The organism is Orientia tsutsugamushi str. Boryong (assembly GCF_000063545.1).
GTDB classification, from domain to species: Bacteria; Pseudomonadota; Alphaproteobacteria; order Rickettsiales; family Rickettsiaceae; genus Orientia; species Orientia tsutsugamushi_C.
This window is the reverse complement of record NC_009488.1, coordinates 76,025-91,736: the sequence shown is the minus strand read 5'-3', so window position 1 is coordinate 91,736 and position 15,712 is coordinate 76,025. Positions and strand designations below refer to the sequence as shown.

At 31.5% G+C, this 15,712-nt stretch carries 11 protein-coding genes and 5 pseudogenes; 11 read left to right on the top strand and 5 right to left on the bottom strand.

What is annotated here, in order from left to right; all coding sequences use genetic code 11:
- Positions 1–61 precede the first annotated feature (61 nt).
- From OTBS_RS00475 to OTBS_RS00465, 3 genes and pseudogenes are all read left to right on the top strand, one after another.
- Positions 62–1,444, top strand: a pseudogene (locus OTBS_RS00475) (replicative DNA helicase).
- A gap of 227 nt (positions 1,445–1,671) precedes the next feature.
- Positions 1,672–1,887, top strand: a pseudogene (locus OTBS_RS10070) (bifunctional (p)ppGpp synthetase/guanosine-3',5'-bis(diphosphate) 3'-pyrophosphohydrolase); the annotation flags it as partial.
- A gap of 81 nt (positions 1,888–1,968) precedes the next feature.
- Complete coding sequence (locus tag OTBS_RS00465) at positions 1,969–2,472, top strand: hypothetical protein (protein ID WP_011944266.1); 504 nt, start codon at positions 1,969–1,971, stop codon at positions 2,470–2,472.
- 3 nt (positions 2,473–2,475) lie between these two features.
- Here OTBS_RS00465 and OTBS_RS00460 read toward each other — a convergent pair.
- Positions 2,476–3,288: pseudogene (locus tag OTBS_RS00460) on the bottom strand (DNA adenine methylase).
- 476 nt (positions 3,289–3,764) lie between these two features.
- Here OTBS_RS00460 and OTBS_RS00455 point away from each other — a divergent pair.
- The 4 genes from OTBS_RS00455 (at position 3,765) to OTBS_RS00440 (ending at position 7,139) form a co-directional block, all read left to right on the top strand.
- Positions 3,765–4,316, top strand: a complete 552-nt coding sequence (locus OTBS_RS00455; RefSeq protein ID WP_011944265.1) for a hypothetical protein — start codon at positions 3,765–3,767, stop codon at positions 4,314–4,316.
- Positions 4,317–4,333: 17 nt separating this feature from the next.
- The gene (locus OTBS_RS15645; protein ID WP_231965344.1) at positions 4,334–4,474 is read left to right on the top strand and encodes a hypothetical protein; all 141 of its coding nucleotides are present in this window, start codon (positions 4,334–4,336) and stop codon (positions 4,472–4,474) included.
- 354 nt (positions 4,475–4,828) lie between these two features.
- A complete protein-coding gene (locus OTBS_RS15640) occupies positions 4,829–6,430 on the top strand; it encodes an ATP-binding protein (protein WP_011944264.1) in 1,602 nt (533 codons plus the stop codon).
- A 133-nt stretch (positions 6,431–6,563) separates the two neighbouring features.
- On the top strand, positions 6,564–7,139 hold the full coding sequence (locus OTBS_RS00440) for an HD domain-containing protein (RefSeq protein WP_011944263.1): 576 nt from the start codon (positions 6,564–6,566) through the stop codon (positions 7,137–7,139).
- A gap of 77 nt (positions 7,140–7,216) precedes the next feature.
- Here OTBS_RS00440 and OTBS_RS00435 read toward each other — a convergent pair whose 3' ends face one another.
- Positions 7,217–7,795: a hypothetical protein gene (locus tag OTBS_RS00435; RefSeq protein WP_011944262.1), complete on the bottom strand. Its 579-nt coding sequence runs from the start codon at positions 7,793–7,795 to the stop codon at positions 7,217–7,219.
- 87 nt (positions 7,796–7,882) lie between these two features.
- Positions 7,883–8,337: pseudogene (locus OTBS_RS00430) on the bottom strand (conjugal transfer protein TraD).
- Between the two features lie 274 nt (positions 8,338–8,611).
- Between OTBS_RS00430 and OTBS_RS15635 the strand changes: the two are divergent.
- The 4 genes from OTBS_RS15635 (at position 8,612) to OTBS_RS00415 (ending at position 13,043) form a co-directional block, all read left to right on the top strand.
- Complete coding sequence (locus OTBS_RS15635) at positions 8,612–8,845, top strand: hypothetical protein (protein ID WP_162097307.1); 234 nt, start codon at positions 8,612–8,614, stop codon at positions 8,843–8,845.
- Complete coding sequence (locus OTBS_RS17390) at positions 8,823–9,929, top strand: MobA/MobL family protein (protein WP_269763898.1); 1,107 nt, start codon at positions 8,823–8,825, stop codon at positions 9,927–9,929. The genes OTBS_RS15635 and OTBS_RS17390 overlap by 23 nt, the downstream gene beginning before the upstream one ends.
- Complete coding sequence (locus tag OTBS_RS17385) at positions 9,914–11,110, top strand: ATP-dependent RecD-like DNA helicase (protein ID WP_041621063.1); 1,197 nt, start codon at positions 9,914–9,916, stop codon at positions 11,108–11,110. Before OTBS_RS17390 ends, OTBS_RS17385 begins: the two co-directional genes overlap by 16 nt.
- A 181-nt stretch (positions 11,111–11,291) precedes the next feature.
- Positions 11,292–13,043: a toprim domain-containing protein gene (locus OTBS_RS00415; protein WP_041621062.1), complete on the top strand. Its 1,752-nt coding sequence runs from the start codon at positions 11,292–11,294 to the stop codon at positions 13,041–13,043.
- Between the two features lie 15 nt (positions 13,044–13,058).
- On the opposite strand, the pseudogene OTBS_RS00410 reads toward OTBS_RS00415, so the two are convergent.
- Together OTBS_RS00410 and OTBS_RS00405 are read right to left on the bottom strand one after the other, a co-directional pair.
- Positions 13,059–13,271, bottom strand: a pseudogene (locus OTBS_RS00410) (IS110 family transposase); the annotation flags it as partial.
- Between the two features lie 98 nt (positions 13,272–13,369).
- Entirely contained in the window at positions 13,370–15,625 is a 2,256-nt protein-coding gene (locus OTBS_RS00405; protein ID WP_011944260.1) for an ankyrin repeat domain-containing protein, read from the bottom strand.
- Between the last annotated feature and the right edge of the window lie 87 nt (positions 15,626–15,712).

Genomic DNA, 15,712 nt, shown 5'->3' with positions numbered 1-15,712 from the left:
AAAGAGTGATATGGAAAAAGATCTTGCAAAGATTGCTCCAAATAATATTTAAGCAGAGCAAATGATACTTGGGGCAATTCTGATTAACAATCGTGCGCTATATAACATTAACGAATTTTTACTGCCGGAACATTTTTATGAACCATTACATGGTAAAATATATAAGTCAATTAATCTCATTATTAGTAAAGGAATTAGTGCTACTGTAATTTCGCTCAAAAATATGCTAGGCAATGAACTCGCATTTGAGGAAATAGGTGGAGTAGATTATCTAGCTAAACTTACAACTTTAGCATTAAGTATAGTTAATGTTAATGAATACGGCAAAATAGTATATGATCTCGCACTGCGGCGTTATTTAATTGAAATTGCAGAAAAAATAGCAACGAATGCATATTCTTCTACTTTAGCAGATACAGCTATCAGTAAGATCGAAACTGCTGAATCTCAATTATATGATCTAGCTTCAAGAGGAACTTTAAGTCAAGGATTTATAAAATTATAAACTTCAATTGAAGAATCATGGACATCAATTTCATCTGCTATTAAAAATAAAAACTCTATTAACGGTATTAGTAGTGGACTACCTGACCTTGATTCAAAGCTTGGAGGATTTAAAAATTCTGACCTAATAATATTAGCTGGCAGGCCCTCAATGGGTAAAACTGCTTTAGGAGTTAACTTAGCAATAAATGCTTGTAAATATTTTCTTACTCAAAAAAATACTAAAGATAATGTACCATCAGTTGGCTTCTTTTCTTTAGAAATGTCATCTCAGCAAATCTCTACTCGAATTCTTTCTATAGAATCTGAAATTAATAGCTCTGCATTATTTAACGGTAAAATAGGTGAACAAGATGTTGATAAGTTAAAGACTGTACAAAATGAAATACAAAAGTGGAATTTTTTTATAGATGATGCTCCTGCAATCTCAATATCAGCAATTAGATCACGAGCTCGTAGACTTAAACGCACTCATAATTTAGCAATATTATTTATTGATTATTTGCAGTTAATTAAGATTGATTCAAATAGAAGTCAATATAATAGAGTAAATGAAATTTCTGAAATTACTCAAAGCCTAAAAGCACTTGCAAAAGAACTTAATATTCCAATAATTGCATTATCACAATTATCTAGAGCTGTTGAACAAAGGCCTGATAAAAAGCCGTTGCTATCAGATCTAAGAGAATCAGGCTCCATTGAACAGGATGCCGATATTGTAATGCTTATATATCGTGACGAATATTACTTATCTAGATCAGAGCCAGCTCCTGGAACGCCAGAATATACGGAATGGATTGCTAAACAAGATAGATGTCATAATACTGCTGAAATAATTGTTGCTAAACACCGTAATGGGCCAGTTGGTACAGTGAAGTTACACTATACTAATCAGTATTCTAAATTTGGCAATATTGTTAAAAACTCTCAGCAAGGTTAATAAACACTAGATTATGCATAAATGAAAAAATGCTGGTCCAAAAAAAAAAATTACAGCAAAATTTTACTCATTAACACCAGAGATATACAACTTAAGGTTAGTTCGTGATAACTGAATCAAAAATTTTATAATTTAATTTGCTTCTTTTCCAGTTTTTATCTGGGATTGGAGTATACAAAAAGTTTGAATTATGGTATAATTTATTAATAACCATTTAGAGATGGAAAATGATAGATTTTTATAGTGAGAGCTTAATAAATAAGCTGCTCAGAACCAACGTAAGATTTAACACCAAAATTGATCTTGATAAAGTTGAAAGAGCAATACTTTACGCTAAAAAATATCATGGCCAGCAAAAGAGAGATACTGGAGAACTATACTATACACATCCATTGAAAGTAGCTCACATGGTATCAGACCACAGCTTTGAAACAGATACAATAGATTAATTCTAGGAAATAGAATTGACAAAAAGTATAATTAACATTAACTTTATAAAAATATTAAATTAGATAGATACTGATATGAGTATTTTAAAATCACTTTTACAACCGTGTTATGCTGTTATATTAGCATTCGTTGTATTATCTTCACCATCAATATGTACAGCGAATAATAATGTAAACTTCAATACTTCTAAAGTTAGTATTGATACTTCACAATTCTATATAAAATTTTCAACTGGTATTGCTACTAACTACGATACATTAGAAGCTGGAATTGGTTATAGATTAGATCGGCACAGAATGGATATAAGATTAGGATTTATTGGGCATCACAACTGTAGAGATAACTTTGTTCAAGGAAATTATTATTACAATATAATTGAAGGTAACAAAGCATCAATTTTTGTTACAGGTGGCCTAGTATCAGTTTTCAATGGTGATAGTGGTACTGGTATAGATGTAGGAGTTGGTACAACAATAAACTTATCAAGAGATACATATTTAGACATTGAATGTAGCACAATGGCTAACTATAGACCACTTCCTATTCATATACGTTTTGGATGGCGGGTTCACATTTAATAACTAATAAGTTTTATAGTTGGTAATTATTAGCCCATTAACGAGATTGCGTTGTTCATTAATTGAGTATGTAACTCCAATATGAGTGATGAAGAGGTCTTTGTATAAAGCTTTAATAAAGGTAGTGTTATTATTTGAAAGCATAATTTTAACACCTTTATTGTTGAGTTCATAAACAAAATCTCGTAGTCTGATTTGCTCTTTTTCATCAAATGGGACTCTAGTGTAGAACCTTTCTCCTGATTGGTGGTAAGGAGGATCGAAATAAACAAAGTCATTTTGTTGAGGCCCTATAAATGAAAAATCCATTGCGCAAATTGATACATCGGTTAAAAGTTTACTACATTTGTTTATTCTAGAGCAAATATGAAGCTTAAGATATTACTTATCAGAAAATGTTTGAGCGGATGTGCCGTCTCTGTTTAGCCTATAAATTCCCCTAAAGGAATATTTATTAAGATATATAAATTTTGCAGTAATATCGTTAGGATCATTACTATAATAATTGTCCCTTATTTTATAGTAATAATTTTCAGAATGGTTTTTGTGATATAGATTTAGTAATCTATTAACCTCATTTGGATTCTTTTTTACAGCGTTATAACTAGTAATTAAGTTGAGATTAATATCAGACAAAAAACATTGTTTAAACAGATGCCTAACTTGAAAAAATAAAGCCCCACCTCCAAGGAATGGTTCATAGTAATTATAGTATGGCCCTGAAGGAAGATGCTTTATTAGTTTAGCAACAATTCTCCTTTTGCCTCCAACCCAGTGAAGAAAAGGCTTTGGTTCATTAGAAATTGCTATTGACACAAGAATTTTTGATTAATTAAATCTCTACTATGAATTATAGTAGAAAATAAGCCTTAAAGCTAGTAATAATAACTGCTGCAGAGCTTTTTTTATAAATCTTTTTTGAATGATGTTTTTGAAGCTAGAGATACAATGTGATAATTTCGCATCTACTTTAAAAAAGATGAAAAAATTTTTCATAATTATGACAAAAAGTCATGTACTGATAAAAATCAAAATGATACTGTATACCTGATATTATCTGAGATTCAAGATTTAGATAATATTTAGCTAGAGGTTATTTCATTAAAACTTCAGAATCTGCTATTAAAGGTACAAATGAATCTCTAGCTACACTTTAATTACTACTTCAAATAGCAAAAGTAATGCTATGGTTATTAATGGCCTAATTATTTTAGGCTATCTCAATTTATAACTCAAGATTAATAATAAATATATAATTGTTAAATATTATGCGGGATTTTAAAGGGTAAAGTATGCATATACAAGTCTTAAGCACAGCAAAACACTTGTTCTATCGAATGTTTAACCTATACAAACAAAATAAAGTAACACAAATTTTTTCAGTTTCACAGGAAAAATGGTTTACTTTTTTTAATGACTTGCACAGTCATACAGAACAAAAAAATTTAATACAACTTCTAATAACTCATCTTATAAAGATAAAATCTAATTTAAAAATAGATCAGCAAAAAAAGTGTTTAACTGGTTATTTAACGAATCCGAATTACAACTTAACAAGCAAAAAACAAAAATATATTCAAAAATTAATAAATAAAAATGATTTTATTTGGAATCAAAAAGGTCAAAACTTTCTTGATTTTTGTATGTATAAAATTATACGAATGCATTCCATAGCACTTGAAATACCAATCAAAAAATGTTCTAGCGATATGCTAATAAATAAAGGGATCAAACCCTTTCAGGAATTTATTACACCAGAACATTTTAAGAATATAATTGATCTTGAACAAAAACTACTATACCGCACACTAAAGTATTATCATTGCATTAACAAAGAAAAGTAATTATCAAACAACTACTATTGGCTCAAGGACAACTTGAAATAAAAGAAGATCTTAATTCGATAGAGAAAAAAGATTTTGACTTAGTTAATACAGCGCTTGATTTTTATATTTTGGATATTATGGGTCGTTTTAAAGACGTGCTCGAACCTGATGTTTAAATTAAGAGCAATAAGATAAGTTCAGAACTTTTTCAGTTAATATACTAAATTATTCAAAGTCTTTTTTTATAACTCAGGATCAATTGTATATCTCATTTTGAAAGATATTTTGTTTTTTTAGATGTAAATAACAATGCGATAATTTCGCATCTATTTTAAAAAAAAATGAAAAAAAATTTCATAAATATAACAAAAAGTCATGTACTGATAAAAATCGAAATGATACTGTATACCTGATATTATCTGAGATTTAAGATTTAGATAATATTCTGATAGAGATTAAAACTTAAACCGCAAAATTTTCTTTTTAATCTCTAGGAAGCAATTTAACAACTTAAATAGCAGGAGAATTCTATGCCTATTGAAGACGAAGGTCAAAATAAAATCAATAAATTAACCGAAAAATTATCTACAGAAGGAATTAATAGCACAACAATAAAACAGGTAGATGCAGAATTGCAAAAACTATACTGTCAGCTGGAAAAATCTGGGCAAGTAAGCATAAAACTCATAGATTGGATACAATATTTTAGGCGAATCGTAAATAACTATGATAAAAAAAAGATAAATATAATAGCTTCTCTGAATGGAATAATTTTTTTATTTAGACAATACATAGCATCAACAAATATAAGGATTGAAACATTTAACATAGAATCACTAATAAATAATACTGTTATCAGAATGAGGAAAAATTTTGAAAATGAGAATATAAATCTAAATGTTCAAAATGATATAAAGACAGTTCTGATTGGAGATAGTTTTCGAATAAAAGCAGTAATAAGCCAGTTAATTGGTAGTGCTATTATAAATAGTAGTAAGCATAGCAAGATTACTATTAACATCAATCAGTATTCAGAAATATTACAATTTACAGTACAAAATATAGTACTAAGCCCTTCTAAAGAAAAATTAGAAAGAATAAATTCCGAACTAGAGAATTTGAATTTGGTAACATATCAAGAACTAGGAGAAGGATTAGCATTTATTAAACATCTTATACATCAGCTAAAAGGAAGGCTAAGAGCAAAAGAGGAAAATAATTACATAACTTTTGCATTTGAAGTTCCAATAACTAGTTTTAACTCTTCTTTTGGCGAATGTTATGAAAAAAAAATAAGTAACCAATGGATAGTACAAATCCCTTCAATGCTAATTACGTTGGTAAATGGAGAAAGGGAGAATATCGATGAATATATAGAGATAATAACAAAGTTAAGAAAAGCTAAGTATCAGGTCGAGGTAGCTGAATCATTGAAAGAATATTGTGTGAATCTGATACAGAATATCAAATATAGATTTAATATTGCAACTAGTGAAATTGTAAGGCTAGCAAGCGAGATCATGTTAAGTGATTCAAAAAATAAAGATAAGCTGAAAACAATATTAAATCGAGCAGTAAATCTCCAAGAGTACTGTAATGATGTAGTTTACACGCTTAGAAGCGAAATTGAGAATGAAAATTTATGTTTAAAAAAATTTAGCATACAAAAGTTAGTAAAGGATGCTGTCAGGAGACTAGAAGACATTGCAAAAGAGAAAGATATAAAAATCAATTACAATTTTCAGTACAAAATGAAGGATATTGTGATTGGAAATAGTGATCACTTACAAGCTATATTAAGTCAATTAATAGGAGGAGTCATTAGATTTAATCACAGCTACAAGGTTATAATTACAGTTCATTTGTTTACTGTAAAAAATTATATAAAAAGCGATAACATACTACAATTTAGAATACACGATAAAGGAAGCGGTATTTCAAAAGAAAAATTAGGGAATATAAAAGCTAAATTAGCTGATTTTGACTTGGTAAGAGACTGTCCGCTAATGCTTGAATCAGGATTATGGTTTGTAAATTACCTTATTAATCAACTTAATGGAGAAATGGAAATAGAGAGTGAAAAAGACAAGTTTACAACCATTACTTGCAATATTCCAGTACAACTTTTTTAATCAAAAATAACACATTTTAATGACTTAAAAATTCACAATTTATTTGCTTCTTTTGCAGTTTTTATCTGAGATTGGAGTATATAAAAAGTTTAAATTATGGTATAATTTATTAAAGATTATTTGGAGATGGAAAATGATAGACTTTTATAGCGAGAGCTTACTAAATAAGCTGTTTAGAATCAACGTAAGATTTAACACTAAAATTGATCTTGATAAAGTTGAAAAAGCTATATTTTATGCCCAAAAATATCATGGTCAGCAAAAGCGAGATACTGGAGAACTATACTACACACATCAATTAGAAGTAGCTTATATGGTTGCAGACTACAGCTTTGAAACTGATACGATTATTACAGCAATACTACATGATACACTCGAAGACACAACACTAACCAAAGAAATAATAAGTCAAGAATTTGGTAATAATATTGCAGAACAGGTTTCAGACCTCACCAGAATTAAGGATAATCAAAAAATCAGTTCTGGAGAAATGATTCAAACATTTTATAGGCAAAATAAAATAGAACTATTATTAATTAAGCTTTTCGATCGATTCCATAATATTCAGACTGTATCAATAAAACCTTATGAAAAAAGACAAAAAATCGTCATTGAAACTCAGCAAGAATTTATACCTCTTGCTCAATACCTTAAACTACCAGAGATTGCAATAGAGCTAAATAAATACTGTGAGCTTTATGCTAGTTAGAATGCAAACTTTTTCTAACTAGCATACATAGCATTATATATTTGCAAAATGGAGCATTGCTGCTTGAAATACATATACTATCGTTCTGGATCATCAATTAATAATATATCACCTACAAAATCTCTAAATTGATCAATATCTAAAACACTAATGCTACTTTCACTGTGATGGATGCATTTGCTACTTTCATTGTGATTCATGCATTGTTGAGTAAAAAAATCATCTAATTGTTTCTGTAAATTTTCACTGTGACTATTGTATACAATAGCTAGGCTAGATTTGTAAGGTTTGAACCGTAGAGATACATAATAATACTTCTCTACTATTAATCTTAGTGTATTAAAAGTAAAACTTACTTGTGTATATAATACATTTTGTTTGCTTTGGTCTTCACAAAAGTATTCTAAGGATATAGGAAGATCATCTTGAGTACTACGTATAACCCTAATTGTTTCTGTTTCAGTATTACGAAGCTGCACAATTTTATCTTGAATGCATCGATATGTGCTGTTATTCCATCCAAGCAAGAACAAAATATTATAACCTCCATGGTTAAATATACAATTGTAAACTAATTTTGTTAGCTCAGCTAAATTATTGCTGTTAGGTAAGATTTGAATAGAATCACTAGTATCACTGATTCGCATAACCACCATATATATTTAAAATTGCATTACACTCCTGGTTTATAAATTACATTAGCTGAATTATCAAGCTGTGTTTGTTGTATAAGTATTAAAAAACTAATACACAAGCTCAAGTTTATACTGAACATTAAGAAGGCCATTCTTTAAGGCCTCAATGTCCTTAACATTGCTGCACCATTCTTGACGAAAGCTATTCCATTTTAAGCCATGAAGGCGAATGTAGCGCTTAGTGTTTTCATCTGGTTCAGAGGAAAATTTTAAAATCACAGCAGCTTTATTTTGCTGTTCCTTATCAAAAATATTTTTACCGATTGTAGTCCAATGATTCTGAACATTTGGATGTTGTGTTAAAGTTTCTTTTAGTGAAACAATTGCACCAAATAAAGTGTTTGTCTGTAAGTGATCAAGCTTAGCCTTAGCGACTAGTCCACCCATTTCGATAAGACGTCGAGTACGCATTTTACGTTCTTTGATTTTGAGGTTAACCTCATCCATGATTAGCTTAGCTTTTTTTGTTGGAGAGTAATTTTTTGCTGCATAAGATTTGCCATGTTAGTAATTCAGAAAGATAAAAAAATCAGGCAAGAATATATCAAAATAAAATTCCAGTAAAGAAAAAAACCGCACCTGCCAAACCAACATCAAATAATTATAGTCAAAAAAACGTGAATTCAGGTTAGAAGCTTCATTAAAGAATAAGCTTATACGCAATATGTAAACTTGAAAGTTTACTGCTAAAAAATGGGTGCCAATTAGCCGATTGAGTGTTAAAAAAAGCAGTTTGTACTGGCAAAATCAAAAAACTCATGCTAACCTGAAACTCAGGTGAGGATTGGAGTTGAAATGGCAATACAGTTTGCAAGGATTGAATTTTTAAGTAGAATCAAAGGAGGAGATAGTTGTCGTAAGGCAGCGTATAATGCAAGAACTATTGTTAAAAACGAGAAGACAAATGTAAGTTATAACTTCTCTTGTAAAAAAGATAACGTATATCATACAGTGCTGATACCAGCTTATGTAAATCAAAAATTCAAGAATGTCCAAACAATTAATGAATGAGGTTGAACAAACAGAAAAACGAAGAAACAGTCAGCTATTGAAGGATATCGTAATAGCACTGCCAGACGATAAGGAATTGAATTTAGAGCATAGAATAGAAATAACTCATCAAATAGTTGATGCAATGGGGGAATGGGTGCAAAATGGTCTTGGAGTACAGATAGACATTCATAAGCCTCATAGAGGAGATAAAAACTGGCATGCGCATATATTGGTTACTACAAGAAGATTTAGAGAAGATGGAACTGGTTTAGGAGATAAAGCAGTAAATTTAAACCCCAAATGCAGAACAGTTAATGGCAAAAAGTTTGTTATTCGAGATTCCGAGATGATTCATGAAAAAGTGAAGGAAATAATTAATGCATATTTTGCTAAATTAGGCTTAACAAATAGAGTTGATAAGATAAGTGCAGTACCGCAAGAGCATATTGGCCCTACTAGAATTAGGGGTTTAATTAATGAAGTTGCAAATGAAAATGAGTTACGTAAAGAGGCTAATTTAAAAATTATTAAGGATGTTGATGTAATAACGGATGCTATAACACATTACAAATCTATTTTTACTAAGCAGGATATTGAAAAAGCAGTAAAAGATATACCAGACCTAACAGAAAGGGGAATGTTAGTTCAGCAAGTGTTCAGTTCAAATAGAATACTAGAGTTATATCATGATGATGGTGAAAGTAGCAAATATTTTACTACAACTGATGTTAGAGACGAGGAAGTAAGAATAATAAGAATAGCTAATAAAATCAATAATCAAGTTTATTACAACGATATTTACAATCTTAAAAGTGATATAGAAGGTCTAGCAAATGTTAGTGAAGAACAGAAACAAGCTCTAAGGCATATTTTGCTTAGCACTAGTGGAGTTAGAGTACTAAGAGGAAGAGCTGGAACAGGTAAATCCACTGTTTTAGCAAAAGCATATAAAATTGCAACAAATCGTGGACAAAATGTTATTGGACTTGCTCCTACTCATAAAGCGGTATCAGAGCTGAGGAGCAAAGGTTATAAGGAAGTCTATACAGTAAAAGGATTTTTGTATAATCGAAAAAAAAAATTTTTATGCAAAATAGGTTAATAGTAGTAGATGAAGCTGGAATGGTTGCTACTAGAGAATATGCAGAGCTGTTTAGAGTAGTTAGAAACAATAATTGTCAACTGATACTTGCTGGAGATGAAAAGCAGTTAGCTTCAATAGAAAGAGGCGGAATGTTTGAGATGCTGAGTAATATTTTCAGTTCACATGTTTTAGTGAATATTCGAAGACAAAGTGAAAACTGGAGCAGAGAAGCAGCAACAAAGTTTGCTGAGAGTAATATTTTAAGCGGTATAACATTACTGAGACAAAATAAATGTATTAAGTTTGATAATACGTTGCAGGACTCAATGAGTAAGTTAAGATACAACTGGAGTCTAAGCAAGTTTAAGCTACATGAAAAATTGGTAATTACAGTACGTAATAAAGAGGTAGACATTCTTAATTCAAGTATTAGATCTTTGTTAAAAGCTAATGGCACGCTACAAGGCACAGAATATAGGCGTTCAATAGCTGGAAGGAAAGAGTCCTACATGGCTGGAGATCGAATTGTATTTCAAAAAAGCGATAAGGATTTACAAATACAAAATAGTGAATTTGCAACTTTAACTTCGGTTAATAAAAATGAATTTGTAGCTAAGACAGATGCAGGACAAGATGTGAGTTTTGACCCAAGCAAAATACAATTTAAACATGGTTATGCAAGTACTGTTTATAAGGCCCAGGGAGCTTCTATAAAAGATGTATACGTTTTACATAATGGAGTAAGTAATATAAGCAGCTCATACGTAGCTATGACAAGGCATATAGAGAAATTACAGCTATATTGCAATAAGGAAGCAACTAGAAGCATTAACAGCTTAATAAATCAGCTTAGCAGACCAAATGATAAATCAGCAAGCATAAACTTAAAAACTAATGAAGATTTAAATAAAGAAAATCCAACTATTTTAAGTAAAATTTGTGGTTGGTTTAAGTCTATAGTAACTGATGTAGGAGACAGATTTCATAAAAACGCTAAATATTATCAGTACGATAAAAAACCAGAGCAATTAGCTGACATTAAGATCGAACAACCTAATATAGTTAATGATATAAGAAAATCAGAAATAAGTCCAAATAATGAATTAAAGGCTACAAAGACCGCAAACGATATTTCAACTACAGAAAAACTCAACACAAAGCCTGAACAACAAAATCCAAGAGTTAGTATTCGAAGGTAAAATGAGCTGCATAGAGCAGCTCAAGGATAATAAAGATATGAATTTACTAAGTAGAATGTGAAAGTTATGAAACTTAGAAAGATTCGTTAACAGAAATACTATCTCAACAATCACTCAGCAAAAATATTATACCATTTAAACGGTAAAAATACAAATAAATTTAGCGAAGGTGAGGTTCTGTATGACTGATAAAATCAATAATTCAAACAATCATAATTTAATGGAAGAATTGAGAAATAAAATAGCTTCTCATGCAGAAACCATAGCCTGTGATTTGCTTGGAGAGCCTAATAAACATTTCTCTAGACGTGGAGAAATACGTTGGGGAGATACAGGGAAAATTGTCGTCAATACTAGTGGCAAGCATGCTGGAAAATGGTATGACTTTAGTTCTGGCGAAGGTGGAGATTTATTTGACTTAGCCAGAAAAGAACGTGGCGGTGATTTTGTTAAAGCCAAGGAATATCTAACAAGCATGGTAGGAATAACAAGTTATAAGCAGAATTACCAACGTAAAGAAACCACTCAAAACGCTGCTCAAAATGAGCTAGCTAAAATTCGAAAAGTTCAATACTTTTATAATCAGTCTTCTCCATTATATTTTACTAATAATACTGAAGTTCAAATCGTAAAAAGATATCTTGAACAACATAGAGGAATTGATTGTTTTACAATGAATTCTGACTTGAGAGCAAGTGTAATTCTTGATAGAGAAACGAATGAAAATTATCCAGCATTTTCAGCATTTTCAAGAAATGCGAAAGGTAAAATTACTGGTGTACAAGTTGTATATTTGAATTCGCAAACGTGCGATAAGGCAGATATTTCAGTCCCTAGGAGGGCTTTTGGCAAAATTAGCGAATCGTTTGTTAGAATTACTCCATTGGCACCACATGATTCGCCTATAACAATTATAACAGAAGGCGTTGAAACAGCTTTAAGTCTAAAACAAGCAGGAATTAATGGAAAAATTATCGCTGCTATTGGCATACATAATTTCAAGAACTATCAACCATTTGAAGGAGAAAACATAATCATAGCGGCAGATAATGATGGACAAAATTCTATAACAATGAATACTGTTGATAAAGCGAAAAAAACACTCGAAAATAGTGGAGCAAAGGTGTTAAAAGTGATGCCAACACAAGAAGGTGATTTCAACGACCTATTACAAATTCATGGGGCTGAAGCTATTAGACAGATTATAATACCTGAAATTGCCAAACTTATTAAATTGAACGAAATACAAAATAAATCATCTGAAATACCTAATCAAAGTGACGTTAAAGAATTATATGCAAAATCTTTGCCCCTATACGACTATAACAAAAAGGAAAAAGCTAATGCGGAAGTAACAACAGTCAACAAATTTTTAGAAAATCATACAGAAATTTATAGTTCAAAAATCTTTGACAATCCTAATTTAAGAGCAAATATGGTTTTTGATGAAGAGACTCAAAAATCCTGGCCTGCACTCACTATTTTTGTTAAAAATGAAAAAGGTGAAATTACTGGAGCTGAGATATTAGCCCTGAATTCAAAAACCTGTAATAAAGCTGATATTCCTGAAAAATCTATTGGTACAATTAGTGGATCATTTGCTGAAATTGCTCAACAAAATTCAGACTACTCTCCTATAACAATTCTTACAGATAATACTAAAACCGCTCTAAGCATTAAACATGCTGGAGTGGAAGGAAAAATCTTATGTGCAATTGAAGCCGAAAATTTGCAAAACTATAATCCAGAATCAAAAGAAAAGATCATTCTAGCAGTTAAAAATGACGTAAATACTGAAAAAGCAGAAAAAGTTTTGGAAGATAAGGGAGCAATAGTCTGCACAGTCAAAAATGACTTCAATAATGTATTAAAAACTCAAGATACCGTGTTAAAAATCAAGAAAAGAAATAATAATTTTATAAAAAAGATGTAAGTTTTTATAAAATTATTATTTCTGATGGATTGAAACATTAGGATTAAAAGGAGAATTATTCTTCAAAACGCCATAAATAATATGTAGTAACTTACGCATAGAAGCAATAAGGATAAGCATTTTGGGTTTACCAGTATCAGATAAACGTTGAGAAAATTGCTTAATAATACAATTATGTCTTAAGGCAGACATAGCAGGCATATAAAAAGCCTTACGTAGATCTGAATTGAAAAAATGCTTTTAAGCTAAATCAAGAAAAATGAAATATCACTGTGACATAGATACTCTATTCGAAAAGTATATAACATAACTGGTTTTATACTGGTTCAGCTATTATAATGCTGTTCATGCTCCATTGCGCCACCGAAGTCGCAACCAACGTCGTCGTCATCGCTGCTAAGACTTGCTTCTGTGCTCTCATCATCAGGCGGCAGTTGCTCTGGCCACATGGCCATATATTCCTCCGGAATTTTACCAGCATTGTTAGTTGGAACATTTTGTAGGATATCATTATTACTGTCAAGCTTTTGCAAGAGGCGGTTAAGCGATCCTAGCATTGCAATAATATGTATTGGAGTACTGCCATTAAGTTTATTTTGTATGATGTAACTTGCTTCTAATTTAATTAATGTAATCATTGAATCAATATCTGAAACACCAGCTGATATATGCATGGCTGTTTCCCCAATACGATTAACTGCAGAACGAATTGCCCCATTCTCAACTAACACATGCATGACATTGCAATTTTTAAATGCAGCAGCAATATGCAAAGGTGTATATTGTGTATGTTCACGATCACTTGTTGCTGTCAGTTCAGCTATTGACGTTCTGTCATTGGTTAACACCGCATCTGTTATCATCTGCTCTGTAATTTCTGTTCTTCCAATAACTGCCTGATTCACATCTGCGCCTAGCTCTTCTATCAATAGATCTACTGCTTCATTGAAACACCATTGTATAGCTTTATGTAATGGAGTATATCCACCACCATCTACAGAGTTTACATCAATATAATGACTTAAGAAAGTGATTGTTTTTAATTTACCTTGCACGCCATACTTTTCGAACATAGGAGGCAAAACTGCGTAATGCAATGCTGTTTGCCCATCATTAGTTCTTACATCTAGGTTTGCATGACGTGATAACACCAAGTGTTTTACTACTTCAAATACACCAGATTTTGCAGCAGCAAAAATCACTGGTATATCTGATTCATCGTATACATTAACATCAGCATGATGGCATGTTATGAGATATTCAATATTGAGTATGTTCCCAGATTCTACAGCCTCCATAAGCCTTGCTTGTGGATTACTAATACTAATATTGCGGTCGAATACAGACATATCATAGTCGCCTGATGCCATCATTAATTCTAAGTCATTATCTTCTTCACACGAATCTTCATTGGTAACTGATGCTCCAGCCGCAATTAATATACTGGCTATTTTGGGATTACGTTTACATATAGCAGTACGTAGTAGGCTTCCATCTTCATATGATGTCTCATTGACATTAGCTCTAGCTACAATTAATGCTCTCAGCATGAAGGCTTGATCTGTGTATTCTTGATTTATGTCTTTTATGTCTTTTATATCTTTCGTTTCCAATACTAGACGCATAGGAGAGCATTTATGACCATTTAATTGATTAGGATTTATATTATATGTGTCTCTTGCAGCTAACAATTCAATAAAGCTATCAATAGATCCAGTTTGTATTGCATCGTGCAAAGGCCATTTATTTGACAATTGGAATAAGGGCGCCGGTGATCGATCCAGTCCTGCAACACGTAATAATTTCGGTATTTCAGTATCACGACCTTCGTACGACTGTGCTAACTTTACATGATAATCTGCTTCGTCGTCTGTGTAATCAAGCAGATTTACATTTCTCAGTAATTCGACAACTACGTCAACATAGTCACAAATTATTGCACGACACAGAGGTGTATCCAGCTTCCCTTTTATCAGCTGTCCTTTTATGTTTGCGCCATGATCGATTAAAACCCTCATAACATCTGGAGATTGCACATAGTGCGTTGGTAGCAAAGAACTGTTGTTTAGAATATTTACATTAGCACCGCTGTTTATCCACAAAAGCGCAATTTTAGGAGCGCCATTCCGTAACGCATTATGCAGCGGTGTATCTCCATTGTTGTTCCGAATATTAATATCAACATCTGTCCCACTCGTGAGTAATGTTCTCGCAGAGGTAAGGTGCACATCTCCACTATCTGACAACATATGTGCAGCCGTATTAGAAGAATACCTACTCATAACATTAACAGGCACACCAGCTCTAATTAGGAGATACAATACTACTGGCAAGTATTGCGAATCTATACACGCTATTGCGGCATGTATTGTAGTGCGACCACTCTCGGTTATCCTTGTTGGGCTCTCTGGATCAATATGAATCCTAGATACCAAGTTTTCAATATCATGAATATCACGACAATAGCGTATTAAATCAAATATACTATCATCACTATCACTACTATCACTACTATTACCTGAATCGCTACTACTTCCTGAATTTATACTTGACTCAATATCACTGTCATCACTGTTGCGCATAATGTATCCACCTCACTATAATTGTGAATTTAGTATTCTAACGTACAAGGTTTTATTATTCATTACAACAACTAATTTCTTACTATC